The sequence below is a fragment of the Bifidobacterium sp. M0353 genome (genome assembly GCF_016100645.1).
In the GTDB taxonomy this organism is placed as follows: Bacteria; Actinomycetota; Actinomycetes; order Actinomycetales; family Bifidobacteriaceae; genus Bombiscardovia; species Bombiscardovia choladohabitans.
In genome coordinates this window covers 467037-487173 of record NZ_JACFSB010000001.1, presented here as the reverse complement: position 1 = coordinate 487173, position 20137 = coordinate 467037, and the positions used below count along the sequence as shown (strand labels likewise).

19 protein-coding genes and 1 tRNA gene are annotated in these 20137 nt (G+C 62.3%); 1 reads left to right on the top strand and 19 read right to left on the bottom strand.

Going from position 1 to position 20137, the window contains the following annotated elements:
• Window positions 1-4: 4 nt before the first annotated feature.
• From H3V04_RS01815 to glyA, 10 genes are all read right to left on the bottom strand, one after another.
• Entirely contained in the window at window positions 5-745 is a 741-nt protein-coding gene (locus H3V04_RS01815) for a histidine phosphatase family protein (protein WP_198184393.1), read from the bottom strand.
• The gene (rsfS, locus tag H3V04_RS01810; RefSeq protein WP_198179305.1) at window positions 738-1214 is read right to left on the bottom strand and encodes a ribosome silencing factor; all 477 of its coding nucleotides are present in this window, start codon (window positions 1212-1214) and stop codon (window positions 738-740) included. Before rsfS ends, H3V04_RS01815 begins: the two co-directional genes overlap by 8 nt.
• Before the next feature lie 41 nt (window positions 1215-1255).
• Window positions 1256-2632, bottom strand: a complete 1377-nt coding sequence (gene glmU / locus H3V04_RS01805) for a bifunctional UDP-N-acetylglucosamine diphosphorylase/glucosamine-1-phosphate N-acetyltransferase GlmU (RefSeq protein WP_269748867.1) — start codon at window positions 2630-2632, stop codon at window positions 1256-1258.
• 14 nt (window positions 2633-2646) lie between these two features.
• A complete protein-coding gene (locus H3V04_RS01800) occupies window positions 2647-3444 on the bottom strand; it encodes an HAD-IIA family hydrolase (protein WP_101432244.1) in 798 nt (265 codons plus the stop codon).
• Window positions 3445-3511: 67 nt separating this feature from the next.
• Window positions 3512-3582 (bottom strand) — tRNA-Gln (locus H3V04_RS01795).
• 82 nt (window positions 3583-3664) lie between these two features.
• Window positions 3665-4681, bottom strand: coding sequence for a ribose-phosphate diphosphokinase (locus H3V04_RS01790; protein ID WP_029678934.1), 1017 nt, complete (start codon window positions 4679-4681; stop codon window positions 3665-3667).
• A 103-nt stretch (window positions 4682-4784) separates the two neighbouring features.
• Window positions 4785-5465 (bottom strand): nicotinate-nucleotide adenylyltransferase, encoded by a 681-nt coding sequence (gene nadD / locus H3V04_RS01785; protein ID WP_198187010.1) that lies wholly within the window; start codon window positions 5463-5465, stop codon window positions 4785-4787.
• A 5-nt stretch (window positions 5466-5470) separates the two neighbouring features.
• Window positions 5471-6028 (bottom strand): phosphoribosylglycinamide synthetase, encoded by a 558-nt coding sequence (locus H3V04_RS01780; protein ID WP_081709108.1) that lies wholly within the window; start codon window positions 6026-6028, stop codon window positions 5471-5473.
• On the bottom strand, window positions 6025-7329 hold the full coding sequence (locus H3V04_RS01775; protein WP_198187009.1) for a glutamate-5-semialdehyde dehydrogenase: 1305 nt from the start codon (window positions 7327-7329) through the stop codon (window positions 6025-6027). The genes H3V04_RS01780 and H3V04_RS01775 overlap by 4 nt, the downstream gene beginning before the upstream one ends.
• 128 nt (window positions 7330-7457) lie before the next feature.
• On the bottom strand, window positions 7458-8765 hold the full coding sequence (gene glyA, locus H3V04_RS01770) for a serine hydroxymethyltransferase (protein ID WP_232342417.1): 1308 nt from the start codon (window positions 8763-8765) through the stop codon (window positions 7458-7460).
• 203 nt (window positions 8766-8968) lie between these two features.
• Between glyA and thrC the strand changes: the two genes are divergently transcribed.
• The gene (thrC, locus tag H3V04_RS01765; RefSeq protein ID WP_198187008.1) at window positions 8969-10450 is read left to right on the top strand and encodes a threonine synthase; all 1482 of its coding nucleotides are present in this window, start codon (window positions 8969-8971) and stop codon (window positions 10448-10450) included.
• Window positions 10451-10467: 17 nt separating this feature from the next.
• Here the strand turns inward: thrC and H3V04_RS01760 are convergent, their stop codons facing one another.
• The 9 genes from H3V04_RS01760 to tig all read right to left on the bottom strand — a co-directional run bounded on the left by H3V04_RS01760 (window position 10468) and on the right by tig (window position 20089).
• Window positions 10468-11184, bottom strand: coding sequence for an ABC-2 transporter permease (locus H3V04_RS01760; RefSeq protein ID WP_198187007.1), 717 nt, complete (start codon window positions 11182-11184; stop codon window positions 10468-10470).
• A complete protein-coding gene (locus H3V04_RS01755; protein ID WP_198187489.1) occupies window positions 11181-12134 on the bottom strand; it encodes an ABC transporter ATP-binding protein in 954 nt (317 codons plus the stop codon). Before H3V04_RS01755 ends, H3V04_RS01760 begins: the two co-directional genes overlap by 4 nt.
• A 25-nt stretch (window positions 12135-12159) precedes the next feature.
• Entirely contained in the window at window positions 12160-12567 is a 408-nt protein-coding gene (locus H3V04_RS01750; protein ID WP_198176548.1) for a GntR family transcriptional regulator, read from the bottom strand.
• 459 nt (window positions 12568-13026) lie between these two features.
• Window positions 13027-14799 (bottom strand): DNA repair protein RecN, encoded by a 1773-nt coding sequence (recN, locus tag H3V04_RS01745; protein WP_198184401.1) that lies wholly within the window; start codon window positions 14797-14799, stop codon window positions 13027-13029.
• Window positions 14799-15737 (bottom strand): NAD kinase, encoded by a 939-nt coding sequence (locus tag H3V04_RS01740; protein ID WP_198176550.1) that lies wholly within the window; start codon window positions 15735-15737, stop codon window positions 14799-14801. The genes recN and H3V04_RS01740 overlap by 1 nt, the downstream gene beginning before the upstream one ends.
• A gap of 70 nt (window positions 15738-15807) precedes the next feature.
• The gene (clpX, locus tag H3V04_RS01735) at window positions 15808-17121 is read right to left on the bottom strand and encodes an ATP-dependent Clp protease ATP-binding subunit ClpX (protein WP_198187006.1); all 1314 of its coding nucleotides are present in this window, start codon (window positions 17119-17121) and stop codon (window positions 15808-15810) included.
• A gap of 144 nt (window positions 17122-17265) precedes the next feature.
• A complete protein-coding gene (locus H3V04_RS01730) occupies window positions 17266-17934 on the bottom strand; it encodes an ATP-dependent Clp protease proteolytic subunit (protein ID WP_198187005.1) in 669 nt (222 codons plus the stop codon).
• A 9-nt stretch (window positions 17935-17943) separates the two neighbouring features.
• Window positions 17944-18531, bottom strand: a complete 588-nt coding sequence (locus H3V04_RS01725; RefSeq protein ID WP_029678947.1) for an ATP-dependent Clp protease proteolytic subunit — start codon at window positions 18529-18531, stop codon at window positions 17944-17946.
• Between the two features lie 181 nt (window positions 18532-18712).
• Window positions 18713-20089 carry a trigger factor gene (gene tig / locus H3V04_RS01720; RefSeq protein WP_198187004.1) on the bottom strand — a complete coding sequence of 459 codons (1377 nt, stop codon included), beginning with the start codon at window positions 20087-20089 and terminating at the stop codon, window positions 18713-18715.
• Between the last annotated feature and the right edge of the window lie 48 nt (window positions 20090-20137).

Below are 20137 nucleotides of genomic sequence, written 5' to 3'. Positions count from 1 at the left end.
GACCTCAGTCGGTCTGGACCAGCCCCCGGGGATTGTCCCAGTCCCCCCGCATGGCGATGGCCGGACCGCGATTGTAATCAATCATGGACCAGCGCAGACCGCCGTCCGGCAGATCCCGTGGCATCAATCGCGCCCAGTGGGCGTTGCGCATGGTGACCAGGCCCAGATATTCAGGATATGCGTTGGCCATGCCCAGCAGGGCCTGGAGAGCCTCAGCAATGAAGGACCCATGGGTGAAGACCATGAGATCCGTGTCCGGGCCAGCCCGGTGGATCCACCGGTTCAGGGCTTCCAGGCCTCGTTTGCCCACCTGGGCCTTGGTCTCGGCACCGTGGAGCAGCTCTCCACCGGCGCCCCGGGACCAGGATTCGTAATCCTCGGGCCAACGTTGACGAACCTCCTCGGCGCTGGCTCCCTCCCACTCGCCGAAGCCACGTTCACGCAGCCCGGGATCAAGATGGACCGTCTGGCCCAAGGGGTCGGCGAAGGCATGAGCGGTGGCTGCGGCCCGGCCCAGGTCGGAGGAGACCACCAGCAGGTGACGGTCTTGGGGTGCGCCGTCCACATACTCAGCGCGGAGCTCTTCGGCTGTCCTCTCCACCTGCCAGCGGCCAACGCTGTTCAGGGGGATGTCGATCTGACCCTGCATCCGGTGCCCTGCGTTGTATGAGGTCTGCCCATGGCGGACCACGGTCATGGAGCGCACATGCCGTCCATCCTGCACGGCTGTATCCGAGTCAGTCATGGTTTTCCTGTGGGTCAACGAAACGGCTGCGCAGATCATCCCCATTCAGATCATCCGCCTTGGAGGCCAGCTGGCCGTCCGGGTCATCATCCTTAAGGGTGAAGGGGTGCTCCAGCTGCAGGTCGATCTGGGGGCAGTCCTTCCAAAGCCGTTCCAGGTCGTAGTAGGCCCGGGCCTGCTTGTGCATGATGTGGATGACGAAGTCACCGTAGTCCAGCAGAACCCACTGGGCCTCCTGGACGCCCTCCCGCGAGCGCGGATCCAGATTTTTCTGCAGATGGAGCTGCTTCTCCACCTCCTCGGCTATGGCCAGGACCTGGCGTTCGTTGCTGCCCGTGGCCACCATGAAGATGTCGGTGATGGCAATTGGCTGGGAGACGTCGAAGGCCACTACGTCCATGGCCTTGACATCGTTGGCGGCCCGAGCGGCCACCCGGACCGCGTCGATGGATTCCTGCAATGCTGGCACTTGTCACGCCTTTCCTTGTTGTGAAGCAGATGCTGTCAAGGTTACCGCTCCCAGGCGGGCTTCCAATCCGGAACCTCATGCTGGTCGTTGGTGGAATAGACCATGGCCCCGTCCTCGACCGGATGGCGGATGACCGATCCTGCTCCGGTCGTGACCCCGTCGCCCACCTGGACGGGTGCCACGAAGAGATTCCCTGCGCCCACATGCACTTCCGAGCCAATCTCGGTGCGGTTCTTGTGCACGCCGTCATAGTTGGCCGTGATGGACCCGCCTCCCACGTTGCTGTCGTGACCTATATGGGCATCCCCCACATAGGAAAGATGGGGCACCTTGGTCCCGTGGTCGATGGTGGCCTTCTTCATCTCCACGAAGGCCCCGGCCTTGGTGTCCTCGGCAAGGATGTTGCCAGCCCTCAGGTAGGTCCAGGGACCTATGTTGGCCCTGGCTCCGATTCGGGTCTCCTGCACGCGGGAACGCTCCACCTTGGCCTGCGGCTCGACGATGGCGTCAATCAGGGTGGTATAGGGGCCGATGACCGCGTCCGAGGCGATCTCGGTATGACCCTGCAGGAAGCATCCGGGCAGAATGACTGCATCCTGCTGGATGACCACGTCGTCCTCGATCCAGGTGGTAGCCGGGTCCAGGATGGTCACGCCCTGGCGCATGAACTCCTGGCAGACCCTCAGGTTGTGGGCCTTGGCCAGATCAGCCAACTGAATCCTGTCGTTGACGCCTTCGACCTTGAGCGGATCAGGCGCGGCGAAGGCCCCCACCCTACCCAGACGGCGGGCCGTCTCCAGGGCATCGGTCAGATAGAACTCCCCCTGGGCGTTGCTGTCGTCCAGACCGCGGACCGCCTGTCGCAGCAGATCAGTCTCGAAGACGTAGACGGAGGTGTTGACCTCCTTGACGGCCAGCTCGGTACCGGTGGCGTCCCGCTGTTCGACGATGCGCAGTACCCGTCCATCCTGGTCACGGATGATGCGGCCGTATCCGGTGGGGTCGTCCAGATTGACGGTCAGCACGGTGGCCCCGTCGCCGGAGCTGACATGGTAGTCGAGCAGACTGTGCAGTGTGTCCGCATCCAGCAGGGGCATGTCCGAGGCGACAATCAACACCTGACCGTCGTGCCGGAGCTCCCCGTCCAGCTGGTCTACGGCGCACTGGACCGCACGCCCCGTTCCCGGTCGGCTGTCCTGACGCACGATGCGCACCTGGGAATCATAGGAGCGTGCAGCCTGTGCCACCAGATCGGCCTGATGATGAACCACCACGGCCGTCAGTTCGGGATTGAGGGCGGTCACCGAAGTCATGACCCTCTGCAGGAAGGTCTTGCCTGCCAGGGTATGCAGAACCTTGGGATGGGCCGAGTGCATGCGGGTGCCTTCGCCTGCGGCCAGAATGATGCCAGCGGTCAGCGTCTGCCCGCCGCTCAAAACTCCACCACCCCGCTCTCGGCGATGCCGATCAGGTCCTGAATGGAGTCCACCACCTGGTCAGGACGGTAGGGGAAGGTTTCCACCTCGGGTCGTGTGGTGATGCCGGTCAGCACCAGGAAGGTGTTCAGGCCGGCCTCGACTCCGGCCACCACGTCGGTGTCCATCCGATCGCCGATCATGGCCGTTGTCTCGGAGTGGCCGCCTACCCTGTTCAGGGCCGTACGGAACATTATGGGATTGGGCTTGCCCACAAAGTAGGGCTCGCGGTTGGTGGCCTTGGTCACCAGGGCCGCCACCGCGCCGGCTGCCGGCAGGACGCCGTTCTCGCTGGGACCGGTGGCGTCAGGGTTGGTGCAGATGAAGCGGGCGCCACCCAGAATCAAGCGGATGGCTGTGGTGATGGACTCAAAGGAGTATGTCCGGGTCTCCCCCAGGATCACGTAGTCCGGTTTGATGTCGGAAAGAATGAAGCCGGCCTCGTGCAGGGCCGTGGTCAGTCCGGCCTCGCCGATCACATAGGCCGATCCCCGGGGCATGGTCCGGGAGACAAAGTCGGCAGTGGCCAGCGCAGAGGTCCAGATCCGATCCTCGGGCACGTCGATGCCCGAACGGCCAAGGCGGGCCGAAAGGTCACGAGGGGTGTAGATGGGATTGTTGGTCAGTACCAGATACTGGCGGTTGTTGCGCTTGAGGGTGTCGATGAATTCGGCAGCTCCGGGCAGGGCCGTGTTCTCGTGCACCAGCACGCCGTCCATGTCGGTGAGCCAGGTTTCGATCTTCTTGACTGCCAAGACAGTTCCTTTCGGTTGGTCACCGACCCCAAGGAGGCCGTCTCCGACCGGAATCGGCGAGCGTAAGCTCCCCCACCTGGATTCGAACCAAGACTAAGGGTTCCAAAGACCCGTGTGCTGCCTTTACACCATGGGGGAAAGGCGGAACCCTTCAGGCACCGCCAGGTTCATTATGCCACAGCCGGACGATTACGCCACGCCATGCCGCGCAGGCAGGGCGTCAAGCGAAGAGGAAGCCCTGGCCGTGATGGGCCGGATAGGTGTCGAAGAGCCGGGCCACCGAGCCGTCCTCGAAGACCGCCTTGATGGCCGAGGCCAGCAGGGGTGCGATGGACAGCACGGTCAGGCCATCCCAACGCTTCTCCTGGGGGATGGGGACCGTGTCGGTCAGGATGACCTCCTTGGCTTTGCAGGACTTGAGCCGTTCCACGGCAGGCCCGGACATGACGCCATGGGTGGCCACGATGGTGATGGAGTTGGCGCCGGCCTCATCCAGCACATTGCAGGCCTCGGCAATGGTGCCGCCGGTGTCGATCAGGTCGTCCACCAGCACGCAGTCCAGGCCGCGCACGTCGCCCACCACCCGGTGGGCCACAGCCTTGTTGGGCTGGGTGATGTCACGGGTCTTGTGGATGAAGGCCAGGGGCACGCCTCCCAGGCGCTGGGCCCACTGCTCGGCCACCCGGATGCGGCCGGCATCTGGCGAGACCACGGCCACCTTGGACAGGTCCATACGGTCGCGCACATAGTCCACCAGCACCGGCATGGCGATCAGGTGGTCCACAGGCCCGTCGAAGAAGCCCTGGGACTGGGCGGCGTGCAGGTCGACCGACATGATCCGGTCCGCGCCGGCCGCCTTGAGCAGGTCGAACATGAGCCGGCAGGAGATGGGCTCGCGGCCCAGGTGCTTCTTGTCCTGACGGGAGTAGCCCAGGAGCGGGCAGACTGCGGTGATGGAACGCGCCGAGGCCCTCTTGAGGGCGTCGATCATGATCAGCTGTTCCATGATGGACTTGTTGACCGGGTCGGAGTGGGTCTGCAGGACGAAGACATCCGCACCGCGCACCGACTCCGTGTAACGCACATACATCTCACCGTTGGCAAAGTCGTAGGCTGTCGTCTCGAGGACGTCGATGCCGAGTTGATCGGCCACGTCCGCCGCGAGTCTGGGATGGGTCCGGCCTGTGACAAGTATGAGATTTTTTCCTGGTCTGCCTTTGAGTATCGCGCTCACCATATCTCCAAACGTTGTTTTCGCTGAAGCGGACAGCCCCCATAATAATGGCGCGCGCTGACACAGCAGGACAGTCCGTGTTGGCGAGTCCGACGGTATGCGAAACTCAGGAAGCCGAGCGGTAGAGCCCGTGCTTGTTGATGTACTGCACCACCCCGTCCGGAACCAGGTACCAGACCGGCATACCCCGGGCCGAACGACGTCGCACATCCGTGGACGAGATGGACAGGGCCGGAATCTCCAGGGTATCCACCCGCTGGGCAGGCACCTGGAGGTTGTCCAGGCTGGAGGAGTAGCCGGGCCGGGAGACGGCCACGAACTTGGCCAGATCCCACATCCTGTTGGCATCCTTCCAGCGCATGATCTCGGCCACGGCGTCCGCCCCGGTGATGAAGAAGAGGTCGCTGTCGGGGCGCATCCGCTTGATGTCGCGCAGGGTGTCCACGGTATAGGTGATGCCAGGACGCTCGATATCCACCCGGGAGACCGTGAACTTTGGGTTGGAGGCCGTGGCGATAACTGTCATCAGATAGCGGTCCTCCGCATTGGTCACCGTCTTGTTCAGTTTGAAGGCCGGTCGGCCGGTGGGCACAAAGATGACCTCATCCAGGTCATAGACCCAGGCCACCTCCGAGGCAGCCACCAAGTGGCCATTGTGGATGGGGTCGAAGGTGCCGCCCATGATTCCCACCCGGGGTCGGCGGTTATGGTGGGCAGGGCTACAGGCCCCGTCAATATCTGATGGCTCCTGCCCTGTTTCTCCCTCCTTGGACAGCTCAGACATCATCCGGTTCACCCCTGCTCGCCCTCCCGTCTGGCTTCCGAGGCATTCTCCTCGTTCTCCGACTTGGCCTCCTGCCGCATCTGCTCGGCACTGGGGTTGACCCGGTCGGGATCTATCCGCTCCATGTCGGCATTCCATTCCTCCTGGACCACGCGGCGGATCTCGGAGTAGGTGGGCAGGGGGAAGCCCGGCTGGTAGGCCCGACGGACCTGGGCCACGCATCCGGTGATGGCTACCAATGAATCGGACAGGTCGGCGATGCGACCCTCCTGCTCCTGTTTGCGGAAGACCGGCACCCGCTCCTCCATGACGGTGATGTCATGCCTGACCTGGTTGAGCTGGTCCTGGTCCAGGTCATACACATCATCGGCATGTTCATCAGGCCATCCGATCAGGACCGCATCGGCATACTCCAGGCAGGAGCGCTGGTCTGCATCCGGAATGCCATCCTCTATTTGGACCAGAAAGACGTACCGCAGCAGGCTCAACCGCTCTGAAGCCACCCTCAGCCAGATACGCGGATTGTCGTGCTCGCGCTGGAAGAGCTCTTCGATCTTCTCGTTCACAGCCGCACCTGCCCCCTGCCGTAGCCGATCCATTTGGTGGTGGTCAGCTCCTGCAGACCCATGGGTCCTCGGGCGTGCAGTTTCTGGGTGGAGATGCCCAGCTCCGCGCCCATGCCGAACATGCCTCCATCGGTGAATCTGGTCGAGGCGTTGACCATGATCACTGCCGAATCCACCCGACGGGAGAACTCCTCCACGGCCTCGTAGTCCCGGGCCAGGATGGCCTCGGTATGACCGGTGGAGTGACGATTGATGTGCTCGATGGCCTGATCCAGGGAGTCCACCACGCGCACCCCCATCTTCAGATCCAGATACTCACGGTCCCAGTCATCCTCTTCTGCCCGGACCAGCAGTTCTTCAGGCAGACCATGCCCGGCAAGGATGTCCATGGAGACCGCGTCCAGGCGCAGCTCTACCTGGGCCTGCGTCAGCGCTTGCGCCACACGGGGCAGGAATTCAGCGGCCACATCCCGGTGGACGATCAGTTTTTCGGCGGCGTTGCAGACGCCCACCCGCTGGGTCTTGGCGTTGACGATGATGGGGATGGCCTGATCCACATCCACCGAGCGGTCCACGTAAATATGGACATTGCCAGCCCCGGTCTCGATGGTGGGCACAGTGGCCTGCTCGATTACGCTGCGGATCAGCCCTCGGCCACCCCTGGGCACCAGTAGATCGATATGACCGCGTGCCTTCATCAGGGCCTGGGCCCCCTCGCGACCGTATCGGTCCACGGAGGACACCAGAGCCGGATCCAGCCCCTGCTCACGAAGCACCCCGCCTATCAGCCCCACCAGGGCGCGATTGGTGCGCTGGGCCGCGTGACCCCCTCGCAGGAGGGCCGCATTGCCGGACTTGAGGCAGAGGGCCACCACATCGATGGTGACATTGGGTCGGGCCTCATAAATCATGGCCACCACGCCCAGGGGAACCCGCACCTGATTGAGCCGCATGCCGTTGGGCATGTCATGGCCGCGAACCACCTCGCCCAGGGGATCGGTCAGCCCGGCCACCATGCGCACGCCCCGGGCGGCATCCGCGATACGAACCTTGTCCAGGCGCAGACGGTCAATCAGACCGGCGCTCATCCCTTCTTCAAAAGCCTGGGTGCAGTCCTGCTCATTGACTGCGGCAATCTGATCGGCCTGATTGATCAGCGCATCGGCCAGGGCCAGCAAGAGGGCATTCCTGGCCTGACCGGTCATGCCCGCCAGACCTGCCTGTGCGGCGGCCGCCGCATCGGCCATGGCGCAAACCCGATCGAACACATCCTGACGATCGGAGTTCTCGTTTTCACTCATGTTCGTCAGATCCTTTCGCCCTCGCGGGTCCGCCAGACCCATATTCTGTACCGATTGTAACCCTCTGCGGGGGCAATGACGACAGGAGGAGGGAGGGCATTGCTGCGCCTCCCTCCTATAAGGGCCGATCAGTGGGTCTGATCCAGCTCAGGATAGAGCGGGAAAGCCTCGACCAGCCGGTCCACTCGAGCCTTGAGGGCATCCAGATCCGCCTGGGGACCCTGGGCCAGCGCAGTGCCGATCACGTCGGCCACCTCCTCGTACTGGGCCGGACCGAATCCGCGTGTGGCCAGGGCGGAGGTTCCGATGCGCAGACCGGAGGCCACGGATGCCGGGCGCGGATCGAAGGGCACCGTATTGCGGTTGACGGTGATGCCGATCCTGGCCAGCAGATCCTCCCCCTGACGGCCGTCCATCTCGCTGTTGCGCAGATCCACCATGACCAGGTGGACGTCCGTCCCTCCAGTGAGCACGGTGATGCCATTGTCGGCCACATCCTTGGCCATCAGACGCTCGGCCAGAATCTTTGCGCCCTCCAAGGTGCGCTCCATGCGTTCCTTGAATTCAGGCGTGCCGGCCAGCTTGAAAGCCACGGCCTTGGCGGCGATCACATGCATGAGCGGTCCGCCCTGGTTGCCGGGGAAGACCGAGGAGTTGAGCTTCTTGGCATACTCCTGACGAGCCAGGATGAACCCGGACCTGGGTCCGCCCAGGGTCTTGTGGGCCGTGGAGGAGACCACATCGGCATAGGGCACTGGGCTGGGATGCAGACCGGCTGCCACCATACCCGCGAAGTGGGCCATATCCACCCAGAACTTGGCCCCCACCTCGTCAGCGATCTCCTTCATGGCTGCAAAGTCCTCAATGCGCGGATAGGCGCTCCACCCGCCGATGATTAAGGCCGGATGGGTCTCCAGGGCCCGTTGACGGATAATCTCGGGCTCGATGCGGAAGGTGTCCGGATCGACCCCGTAGGATTCGGCATGATAAAAGCGTCCGGAGAAGTTGATCTTCATTCCGTGAGTCAGGTGGCCGCCATGGTCCAGGGCCAGTCCCAGCACGGTGTCGCCGGGCTTGATCAGGGCCTGGTAAACGGCGGCATTGGCCTGGGCGCCCGAATGGGGCTGGACGTTGGCGTACTCGGCGCCGAAGAGGGCCTTGGCGCGGTCCCGGGCCAGGTTCTCGACCTGGTCCACCCACTCGCAGCCGCCGTAGTAGCGTCTGCCAGGATAGCCCTCGGCATACTTGTTGGTCAGCACGGATCCCTGGGCCTGCAAGACGGCCTTGGGCACGAAGTTCTCAGAGGCGATCATCTCCAGACCGCCGCGCTGACGCTCCAACTCCCCATCCAGCAGTGCAGCGATCTCCGGATCCACCTGCGAGATCGAAGAGTTCAGGACATCGTAGGATTGCTGTGCCGGGTTCTCTTCGACCATGGGTCGCTCCTTTGTCTTTAACGTACAGCCTCGGATATAGGGGCTGGTGGGCAATACTGTACGCCATGCCGACCCCTGGCAGGCCCTCGCGTCCATAGATGGTTTCCTCCGCCAGCCGAGCAGTGCAATGGTTCGGACCCAAGCACGGGGTAGAATGCCCTGGTAATGATCAGTTCGGCGACATGGCGGAGGGGCAGGCAACCATGAGCACATACCACAGCACCCGAGGCGGCAAGGGGCAGCTGCAGTCCAGGCAGGCCATCAGACGAGGCCTGGCTCCTGACGGAGGACTCTACGTCAGCGATGAGCTGGATGCTCTAACCATTGACCCCGCCTCGGTCGCCGGTCTGGACTACAGGGGCACAGCCAAACTGGTTCTTTCGGGACTGCTGAGTGATTACTCCTCCGCTCAGCTGGACTCCTGCCTGGATGCAGCATACGGAGAACAGTGGTCCGATCCGGCAATCACCCCTCTGGTTGACCTGGGCGGCAACGATTTCGTACTTGAGCTCTTCCGCGGGCCCACCTCGGCCTTCAAGGACGTGGCCCTGCAGCTTCTGCCGAGACTGATGGCCCTGGCAGGGGAGGATGGCGAACGGATCATGGTGCTCACAGCCACCTCCGGGGACACGGGCAAGGCTGCGCTGGCCGGATTCGCAGACGCGCCGGGCACGGGCATCACCGTCTTCTACCCGCAGGGCAAGGTCAGTCAGATCCAGCGCCTGCAGATGGTCACCCAGCAGGGCGGCAACCTACAGGTCTGTGCTGTTCGGGGCAATTTCGACGATGCCCAGTCCGCAGTCAAATCCATCTTTGCCGACGCCGATCTGGCTGGTGAACTGGAGGAGAAAGCCTCGACCGTTCTCTCATCGGCCAACTCCATCAACGTGGGCCGCCTGGCTCCGCAGGTCGTCTACTACTTCCGGGCCTACGGGTCCCTGATGGAACGGGGGGTGATCAGACCCGGGGATCCGGTCGAATTCTGCGTGCCCACCGGCAACTTCGGCGATGTGTTGGCCGGATACTATGCCAAGATGATGGGCCTTCCGGTGGCCCGCCTGACCGTGGCCTCGGACCGCAACCGGGTCCTCAACGACTTCCTGACCACGGGCGTCTATGACCGCAACCGCCCCTTCTACACCACCACCTCCCCCAGCATGGACATTCTGATTTCCTCCAACCTGGAGCGGATGCTCTACTACATGGCCGACGGCGACACCAAACTGATTGCCTCGCTTATGAGCGATTTGAAGTTCACGGGACGATACCAGGTGCCCGAAGCCGTTATGACCAAAATCCGCGCACTCTTCTCCTGCGGCTGGGCTGACGAGGACCAGGTGGCATCGGCCATCGGCAACTGCTGGGAGGACCGGGGATACCTGATCGATCCGCATACGGCCTGCGGTTACCAGGTCATGACCGGGCAGACCGACAGGGATTCCGCTGTGCCCCGTGTGCTGCTTTCCACGGCCAGTCCTTACAAGTTCCCCCGGGTGGTCTGCCAATCCCTGGGCCTGGAGACCCCGGACAGCGATTTCGGCTGCATGGACACCCTGGCCGAGGCCACCAACACCAGGCCCCCCAAGGCTCTGCGCGCCCTGGAAAGCGCACCTGTACGCTTCCAGGACTGCATCGATCCCGGGGACATGTCCGACTACGTCCGCCACGCGGTCATGCAGTCCTGAAACCTGAGCAAATTGGCTCAGATCTCCTTCCTGGCATAGACCTTGCGAGATATGACTATCGAAACCATATCAATCGCCAGAATCAAGGCCAGACCGAGGAACACTGGCCGCCACAGGTCGGAAGTCAAAAATCGCATGATTGAATTCCAGAAGGCCCCCCAGTCCAAGGGCAGCAAACTGCCGATGAGGGCCGCGATTGGCACCAAACCAAGAAGCGCCAGGAAGACTATCATTGCCTTAACTGGCTCCAGCCAATAAAACAAGGGTGTAGCTACAGCAAAGAGCAAAGACTCCAACAGGAACAACCCCGAAGCAAACAAGACAGTGTCACGCCAATGGTCCTGATCATGCAAAAATGAATCAGTGGCGTAGAAGAAGAATATTGCATAGCCGCAAGACTGAACTAGGACCAGCAGAATTACAGCAGCATAGCGTCCAAATACCTGGTGATCACGTGTTATGGGCAGCAGACCGTTCAAACGAATTGCCGTATTGCTGAAATCGACGAACATACCGAATACCAGGCCTACAAGCAGTCCGATTCCCATGCTGGTTACTGCTCCCGTCAACGCAGTCCGTGCTTCTTTCCCATCATTGCCTGTCAGGGCCATTACTAGGTTCAGCAGGATTCCGATGAGAGGAACGGACATGAAAATCATCACACCGACCCAGGTTCTCCCTGCTCCTGAGAAACGTTGCATGTCCAACCTGATCTGCTTGGCCATCGCCTTCATGATTCCACCTCCTTATTCTTGCCGGTCGCGGCAAGTGAGCCTGCGGTCAGTCTGATGATGTTGTCAAAGTCGGCCCGCTCAACCAGGTAGCGGTTCTCCGAGGGCTCCACGGCGGCAGGAGAAGCAGATGTCAGAAAATCCTTCAAGTGTTCAGTAGGGACCAAAGCCTCGAAACCGGTGGCGGAACGCTGCAAGCCCATCAGATGCGGCATTTGCGCTCCAGCCAGATCGTCCGGCCCCCCTCTCACAACCTGGAAAGCCTCCATCAACTCGTCCTTGGGGCCGGTGTAGAAGACAGACCCCCGGTTGATATAGGTAACGAAGTCAGCCACCCGTTCGAGATCCGCGGTGATGTGCGTGGAGAAAAGCACCGAGTGACGACCGTCGCCGATGTAGTCCAGCAGAATATCCATGAGCTCGTCCCTGGCCAGGACATCCAGACCACTGGTGGGCTCATCCAGAATCAAGAGCCTTGCATCGTGGCTGAGGGCGACGGCCAGCATCAGTTTCATCTGCATGCCACGGGAAAGCTTGCCGATTCTGCGGTTTTCCTGCAGACCGAACCGACGCAGATAGTCATGATAGCGATCACTGTCCCAAGAGGGATACATGGGTGCCATCACTGGCTCGACGGCCTTGACCTTCCACGCCTCAAGGAAATAAATGGAATCGAAGACCACACCCAGGTCTGCTTTGACCTCCTCCTCCTGACTCAAGGGATCACGGCCCAGAATGCTGATTTCTCCGCTGTCTCGGCGAGTCATATTCAGCAAGAGCCGGATCAGGGTGGATTTACCTGCACCGTTGGGGCCTATCAATCCCATGATGTAGCCCATGGGCAGGTCCATGGTGACCTGGTGCAGGCGGAAACCTGTGCCGTCAGCCTTGACGTAGCTTTTCCCAAGGTCGCTGACGCGCAGGGCATAGTCGATCCCCTCAACAGAAGTCATCATCGGCGGTGATGCACACATACTGCTATTCCTTTCCTTCTTCGGACGCTGGCGCAGAACCCTTGTCGCCCAGCAGGATGTCGAGCAGGCCGCGAATCCGGTCCGGGTCCATCCCGGCCCGACGAGCCGTATCGACCGCCTCCCCCAGCAGGGACTGCACGCGGTTCTCCAGATGCTGCCGCATGACCTGGTCGCCACTGTCGGCCACGAAGGTCCCCTTGCCTTGGATGTTCTCCACCAAGCCCTCTTGGGCGAGTTCGGTATAGGCGCGGGTCACGGTCAACACGGAGACCCTGAGCTCTCGCGAGAGATGTCGCAGGGAAGGCAGTCCCTCCCCCGCTTTCAGGTCTCCGGTCAGGATGGCCGAACGTATCTGGTCCTCGATCTGCCGATAAATCGGCTGTCCGGACAGGGATGAGATGATCAGCTTCATCCAAGCCCCTTTCGTTGATTGTCGGCACGACCCTGGCTGAGCTGTACCGGTGTTCATGTATACACTATAACAGTTTAATCATGAAGACAAACTTTGCCGCTGATCTTCTCAGGACGTGATTCACAGATTCCATAGAAACGGCGCTGCAGTGCTGAAATACCGACCGATCACGGCTTCGGACAAAATCCATGTGGACCAGGTCATCGCCGCATTGCACATGCCAAGGGCGGATACGGTGTCATCAACGAAAATCAAGCACGGGTGTTACCACACGGTCATCTACAGCCGATTGCCTGCTGTCAAGGCAACAGAATGAAAAGCAACAGAATGACAGATGTCGAGCACTCAGCGGCACGGCCACAAAAGGCAGCAAAGTCGCCCGCAACAAAGTCGCCAAACCGCGTCAAAGACGCTGAATCGACGAACTTTGGCATGGCAAGGTTGAGGCTACAACCAGACCTATCGGACCTGGAGTCTGCTGGAGGACAGAAGCTCTCGGGCGTGCTTCAGGGAAGTTGTGGACTCGCTGCCGGCCAGCATCCGGGCAATCTCCCGCTCTCTGTCTTTGCCTTCTACCTGGTGGACCAGGGTCTCTACGGCATCGCCGCCCTCCCGGCCCTTGGCCACGACGAACTGTCGATCGGCCCAGGAAGCCACCTGCGGCAGGTGGGTGACCACAATCACCTGGGCGGTGACGGCCAGCCGGGCCAGACGACGACCTAGTTCTACAGCTGCCCGACCGCCGACGCCCGCATCCACCTCGTCGAAGATGAAGGTCATCGTCGGGTCACCGACCTGGGAATCACGGCCAGCATGTCCATGGTCAGACCCGTCAGGCCGCGATGATGTCCGGCCTTCGGCGGCCACCAGCTCCAGGGCCAGCATGAGTCTGCTGAGTTCGCCGCCCGAGGCGCTCTTGCCCATGGGCAGAAGGTCCGAACCCGGATACGGTCTGAAGAGAAAGTCGATCTGATCCAGACCATGCCCGTCCATGTCCTGGTCCTGGCCTGGTCTGACACGGATCTCCAGCCCAGCGCCCGCCATGGCCAGGGAGTGCAATTCACCGTCGACAAGATCGCTCAACCTTCGTGCAGCCTTGGCCCGTGACGCTGACAGTTTCCGTGCCGCTTTCAAGGCGCTTCCACGAAGCTGCTCAACCTGACTCTGAAGCTCCTCCAGCTTCTCGGGTGAGGCATCCATGTCCTCAAGCTCAAACGCAGCCTTCTTGCGCCAGGCCAGAACGTCGTCGATGTCCGGCCCCCAGCGTCGGGTCAGCTCATCCAGATCGTGAATGCGGGCGTTGATCTTATCCAGATCGCCCTCCTGGCCTTCGTCGTCCAGCTGGCTGCTCAGGGTGAAGACCAGGTCAGACAGGTCGGCATTCAGCGACCGCAACCGCTGGGCCGACTCCTGAAAGACCCCCTCCACACCGATGCCCTCCAGGGCGGCAATAGCCCGTTCCACCAAGGCCGTAGCCGAAGGTGCATCGGCATCCGGGTCGATCTGGCCGGAGTCCAGGGCGGACAGTGCGGACATCACTCCCTGACTGATCTGAGCCGCGTGCTCGATCCTGTCCCGCTGGGCCTTGAGTTCACGATCCTCGCCGGAATGGGGGTCGACCCGGTCTATCCGGGCGATGGATTCACGGAGATAATCAGCCTGGGCCATGGCGCCGGACTGTTGGTTGCGCAGCTCCTCAAGATGGTCCTGGGCCTGTCGGTACTGCCTGAAGGCCTTGGAAAAAGCCTCCAGCTGCGGACCGTCACCGGCATAGGCATCCAGAAATTCACGCTGCCGGGCCGGACTGGCCATACGCATCTGATCCGCCTGGCCATGGACGGTGACCAGCATTCCAGCCACCTCCTCCAGCAGGCCCCGAGGTGCTGTCCTGCCATTCAGGGCGGCACGGGAACGCCCCTTGATAGGCATGGTCCTCGCCAGGAAGATCTGTCCTTCATCCTCCAAGGGCAGGCCAGCCTCGCTTATGGCAGCGGTCACCGGATTCTCGGCTCCTGCCGTTCCGGCGTCGAAAATCCCCTGGACCCAGGACTCGTGTGCTCCAGGCGACACGAGTTGCGGACGGGCGGTGGACCCTGAGATCAGCCTGATGGCGTTGAGCAGCATGGACTTGCCAGCCCCGGTCTCCCCGGTGATGGCCGTCATGCCGGCGGCAGGCCGCAGCAGGGCATGGTGGATGGGACCCAGGTCTCGTACTTCCAGCTCTTCCAGCATCAATGCTCCTTGTTCGACTCCGGCGGCTCCCCCTGGTCCTGCCCGTTCGCGGCCGCCGAGGGGCGATGCTGCTCCCTCCAGCCGACCACCGGCAGGTCGAACTTGGAGACCAGCCGTCTGGTGAAGGGCACCCCCGACAGCCTGGCCAGCCGCAGGATGTCGTGGGACTGCCGCACCACAATGCGGGACCGCTTGGGCACAGGCCGTTGACGGCGCCCGTCATTGCAGATCCAGCCGGCCGACTGGGAATCACCCAGAATGTCCAGGGTGAACTGCGACTTCGGGCCGATGATCAGGGACCTGGCAAAAAGGGCGTGGGCGGCTATGGGCACCATCTGCAGCGACTGTGCATCCGGCCAGACGATGGGCCCGCCCACCGAAAAGGCATAGGCCGTCGATCCGGTCGGGGTGGCCACGATCATGCCGTCGCAGCCGAAGGAGCTCATCTCCACATCGTCCACTCGGACCGATACCTCGATCATCTTGCCCCGATCATATCGTTCCAGGGTCATGTCATTAAGGGCCCAGTCGCTCAGTGGTCGATCGGCTCCGGGTATCCACAGGTCCACATGGGCCACCATGCGCTCGTCGATGGAATAGTCATGATCGGCCACCCGACGGATGGCCTCCCCTATCTGGAAGCTCTCGAACTCGGCCAGGAACCCCACGTGACCCAGATTGACACCCAGGATGGGCACCTCGGTGCCCTTGACCAGCTCTGCAGCCCGCAGAATGGTCCCGTCGCCGCCCAGGACGATGACGATCTCGGTGTCGTCGGCCACCTTCTGGCTGGGACTGCCGAATTCCGGGGCGGCGATGTTGTCGACAATCGAGACGCGAAATCCGTCCCGGCGCAGCTGCTCCTCAACCTCGTCAACCAGGTGGCCGCTTGCCCGGACCCGGCTGTGCGTGACCACAACAGCGCTACGAGCACCCATGGGGCCTCCCTTCCGGCAACAATGATCATCCTATCGGGCCCGGCCAACAGCGGCGCTCATCGCGGCGGGGTCAGGCCAAACGACGACCAGCAGCCTCGGCCATGCCTCGCCCGGTCTCATACCGGGGCGATCCGGTCCCTTCCACGGCATCGGCATCAACCACAACACGGGAGACATCCGTCCTATCAGGCAGCTCGAACATGGTCGCCTCCAAGGTGTGCTCGATGATTCCACGCAGCCCTCGGGCGCCGACCTTGCGCTCCAGGGCGATGGCGGCAACACGGTCCAGGGCGGCATCGGTGAAGACCAGATCGGCCCCGTCATCCAGGAACATGCGCCGGTACTGGTCGACCAGGGCATTGTCCGGTTCGGTCAGCACCCGCCGCAACTCATCGGCGCCCAACGGCTCCAAGGTTGAGATGACCGGCAACCGCCCCACGAACTCGGGAAGCAGGCCAAACTGTTCCAGGTCCTCGGACCTGACCTGACTCATGACCCGGTCGTCGGGCACCCTATCGCTGCCCTGAGTAGCCGAGAATCCGCTCTCCCGCAGACCCAGCCGCCGACGGACGATCTCCTCAAGACCGACGAAGGCGCCGCCGCAGATGAAGAGGATGTTGGCCGTGTCCATGACGACCGTGCGGACATCACCGTGCCGCCGCGAACCCTGTACCGGCACACGGGCCTGGGTGCCCTCGATGATCTTGAGCAGGGCCTGCTGGACCCCCTCGCCTGACACGTCCCGGGTGATGGAGGTGTTCTCCCCGGATTTTCTGGCGATCTTGTCAATCTCGTCGATGTAGATGATCCCCCGTTGGGCCAGGTCCATATTGCCGTCGGCGGCCTGGAGCAGCCCCTGCAGGACGGACTCCACGTCCTCGCCCACATAACCCGCCTCGGTCAGGCTGGTCGCATCCACAATGACGAAGGGGACGTTCATGATGGTTGCCAAGGTTCGTGCCAAGTAGGTCTTGCCTACGCCGGTGGGACCCATGAGCAGGATGTTGGACTTGTCCACCTGGACGCGTGGGGCAGCATTCTTCCTCTCAAACGCAGTGTCAGCAACACGGCCACGGTCGCCCAGGTCCATGTTTACGCGCTTGTAGTGGTTGTAGACAGCCACCGACAGTGTGCGCTTGGCAGCCTCCTGGCCAATGACGTACCGGTTCAGATAGGCGAATATCTTTGAGGGCGCAGGCAGGGACACCCGCTGATCGGCGGCATCCTTGGCCATGTCCTCCTGGATGATCTGTGCGCATAGGCGTATGCATTCGTCGCAGATTGCGCAGGAAGGCCCCTTGACCAGACGGCGCACCTGGTGCTCGTCCTTGCCGCAGAACTCGCAGCGATTCAGTCCGTCATTGTAGCTGACCACACGGCCCATGGCTCTCCCTTCCCGGAGAATCCGCAAGAATCGCCGAAATCATATGTGAGCGGCATCTTCCATGATGCCAAAAACGTCCGGAGGCCGTGGACCCCAGGGGCCCGCCGCCATCCGGACGATCAATCATGTGCGCAGTCACCGGAGCTAATCGCGGTGCTCCAGGACCTCGTCCACCATCCCGTAATCCTTGGCCTGCTGGGCGGTCAGAATGGTGTCCACCTCGATATCCTTGCGGATCTTTTCCACATCCTGGCCGGTGTGCTTGGCCAGTGTCTCCTCCAGCCAGGTGCGCATGCGCAGCATCTCCTTGGCCTGGATCTCGATCTCGGTGGCCTTGCCGAAGTCCTGCTCCATGGCCGGCTGGTGGATGAGCACACGGGCGTTGGGCAGAATCAGGCGCTTGCCCTTGGTGCCGGCGGCCAGCAGAACGGCAGCAGCCGAGGCAGCCTGGCCCAGGCAGACAGTCTGCACATCGGGCTTGATGTACTGCATGGTGTCATAGATGGCGGTCATGGCCGTCATGGATCCCCCCGGCGAGTTGATGTAGATGATCACGTCGCGGTTGGGATCCTGGCTCTCCAGAACCAGGAGCTGGGCCATGATGTCGTCCGAGGACGTGTCATCCACCTGGACGCCCATGAAGATGATCCTGTCGTCGAAGAGCCTGGTGTATGGGTCCTGGCGCTTGTAGCCGTAGGGGGTGCGCTCCTCGAACTGCGGCAGCACATAACGGTCGGTGGGCATGGCGGCCAGGCCACGAGGGCCAGCCAATCGACGGGCCCGTGCTACGAATTGCGCTTCTTCAGATGCCATGTGGAGTGCTCACTTCCCTTGATCCGCGGTCATAGTGCCGTGGGTGGTCACGATCCGGTCGACAAAGCCGTACTCCAGGGCCTGCTGGGCCGTGAACCAGTGATCGTATTCATTGTCCCGGTAGATTTCTTCCAGGGTGTGGCCGGTCTGCTCGGCCGTCAGCTGGGAGAGCGTGCGCTTCATGTCCATGATCAGCTCGGCGTTGATCCTGACATCGGTGGCCGTGCCTCCGACGCCACCCGAGGGCTGATGCATGAGCACCCGTGCATGGGAGGTGACGAAGCGCTTGCCCTTGGCTCCGCTAGAGAGCAGAAACTGGCCCATTGAGGCAGCCATCCCGACCGCGACCGTGGCCACGTCGGGCTCGATCAGCTGCATGGTGTCATAGATGGCCATGCCCGCCGTAATGGAGCCACCAGGCGAATTGATGTAGAGCCAGATATCCTTCTTGGGATCCTCGGCCGCCAGCATCAGCATCTGTGCGCAGATGACGTTGGCGTTGGCGTCCTTGACCTCGTCCCCCAGCCAGATGATCCTGTCCTTGAGCAGTCGGTTGAAGATGGGATCGGTCGGCGTAGGGGCCTCCCCCTCCTCCATCACAGGACTGGTTGCCAATGAGTTGTTCACCCTGTCTCCTTCGATAAACGTATCTGTATTGAGAGTAGCCCCCGCAATCGACGCGGCCGTGGTCTTTCCGCTCTTTGCGCAACCGCTACGACAGGGCCGCACCCAGGCTGTTTCGCCACTGGGTGCGGCCCTGTTCGTTGCGACTTGTGAGCTACTCCTGATCCTGGGAGAGCTGGTCGGCCACTTCGGCTGCGGCGGAGGCAGCCTGGACGCTCTCGTCCTGCTCCTCCTGGGCCTCGGGCTCATCCTCGCCCAGGAAGCGGCTCAGGTCCACCTCCTGGCCATCGGGATCCTTGAAGGTGACGGTCCGCATGCCGGCCAGCATGCCTTTGGAGCGGCCGACCTCCTGCACGGCCGAACCCAGCTGGCCGTTGCGGACGATACCGTTGATGAAGGCGCTGGGATCCATGCCGTACTGCTGGGCGATGGAGGCCAGGAAGTTGGTCACATCGGCCTGGCTGACCGTGATGCCCAGCTTCTCAGCCAGGGCGTCCAGGGTCATCTGGTCGCGCAGTTCCTTCTCCACGCTCTCCTCGGCCTCGGCCTTCTCGTCCTTGCTGGCCTTGTCCGGGTCCTTGCCGGTGTTCTTGAGTTGATCGGTCACCATGGACTGCTTGATGCCCTTGGGCACCGGGATGTCCAGGCCGTCCTGGAGCTTGGCGATGAAGGCGTCGCGGGCGTCAGTGGCCTGCCGACCCTCGGCATCCACCTGGCATTGCTTGCGCACGTCCTCACGCAGCTCCTTCAGGGTCTCGAACTCCGAGGCCTCCTTGGCGAACTCGTCGTCCAGGTCGGGCAGCTCCTCGGCCTTGACCGAGTTCACCTTGACCTTGATCTGGGCCTTCTCGCCCTGGTGCTCGCCGGCCTCCAGGGTGCCCTCGAAGGTGGTCTCTTCCCCGGCGGACAGCCCGTCAAGTGCCTCATCCAGGCCGTCCAGCATGGTGTTGGAACCCAGCTCGTAGCTGACCCCCTGCTGGGAGTCCACGGACTCGCCGTCGATGACGGCATCCAGGTCGATGTTGGCATAGTCACCCTTGGATGCGGGGCGATCCACGCTGACCAGGGTGCCAAAACGCTGACGCAGGTTGTCCAGACGCTTGTCCACGTCCTCGTCGGTGACGGCGGGCTTGGGGACCTCGATTTCCATGCCCTCGATGTCGGGCAGCTCGAACTTGGGACGAATCTCCACCTCTGCAGTGAACTTGAGCTTGGTTTCGTCCTTGGCCGAGGAAGGAATGTCCTTGACATCGATCTGCGGCTGCGCCATGGCGTGCAGCTGCTTCTCCTCCAGAGCCTTGGAGTAGAGCTCGGGCACGCCGGCGTTGACGGCCTCGCCCGCCACGCTGGCAAAGCCCACGCGCTGATCGATGATGGGTCCGGGGACATGGCCCTTGCGGAAGCCGGGGATGGTCACCTGCTTGCCGATCTCCTTACGGGCCTGATCCAGGTAGGGGTTCAGCTCATCGGGATCGACGGTGATGGTGAGCCTGACCTTGGTGGGCTCGAGGTTTCTGACGCTGATTTTCACGCTGCGCTCCAATTCATCCAAACCGTTTGATCTGCCAGTAAGGCAACC

Coding starts and splice junctions, on each gene's coding strand:
- H3V04_RS01815 (WP_198184393.1), bottom strand. CDS start 745: ATGACTGACTCGGATACAGCCGTGCAGGATGGACGGCATGTGCGCTCC.
- H3V04_RS01790 (WP_029678934.1), bottom strand. CDS start 4,681: ATGGTGAGCGCGATACTCAAAGGCAGACCAGGAAAAAATCTCATACTT.
- nadD (WP_198187010.1), bottom strand. CDS start 5,465: ATGATGTCTGAGCTGTCCAAGGAGGGAGAAACAGGGCAGGAGCCATCA.
- H3V04_RS01775 (WP_198187009.1), bottom strand. CDS start 7,329: ATGAGTGAAAACGAGAACTCCGATCGTCAGGATGTGTTCGATCGGGTT.
- glyA (WP_232342417.1), bottom strand. CDS start 8,765: ATGGTCGAAGAGAACCCGGCACAGCAATCCTACGATGTCCTGAACTCT.
- thrC (WP_198187008.1), top strand. CDS start 8,969: ATGAGCACATACCACAGCACCCGAGGCGGCAAGGGGCAGCTGCAGTCC.
- H3V04_RS01760 (WP_198187007.1), bottom strand. CDS start 11,184: ATGAAGGCGATGGCCAAGCAGATCAGGTTGGACATGCAACGTTTCTCA.
- H3V04_RS01755 (WP_198187489.1), bottom strand. CDS start 12,134: ATGACTTCTGTTGAGGGGATCGACTATGCCCTGCGCGTCAGCGACCTT.
- H3V04_RS01750 (WP_198176548.1), bottom strand. CDS start 12,567: ATGAAGCTGATCATCTCATCCCTGTCCGGACAGCCGATTTATCGGCAG.
- recN (WP_198184401.1), bottom strand. CDS start 14,799: ATGCTGGAAGAGCTGGAAGTACGAGACCTGGGTCCCATCCACCATGCC.
- H3V04_RS01740 (WP_198176550.1), bottom strand. CDS start 15,737: ATGGGTGCTCGTAGCGCTGTTGTGGTCACGCACAGCCGGGTCCGGGCA.
- clpX (WP_198187006.1), bottom strand. CDS start 17,121: ATGGGCCGTGTGGTCAGCTACAATGACGGACTGAATCGCTGCGAGTTC.
- H3V04_RS01730 (WP_198187005.1), bottom strand. CDS start 17,934: ATGGCATCTGAAGAAGCGCAATTCGTAGCACGGGCCCGTCGATTGGCT.
- H3V04_RS01725 (WP_029678947.1), bottom strand. CDS start 18,531: ATGGAGGAGGGGGAGGCCCCTACGCCGACCGATCCCATCTTCAACCGA.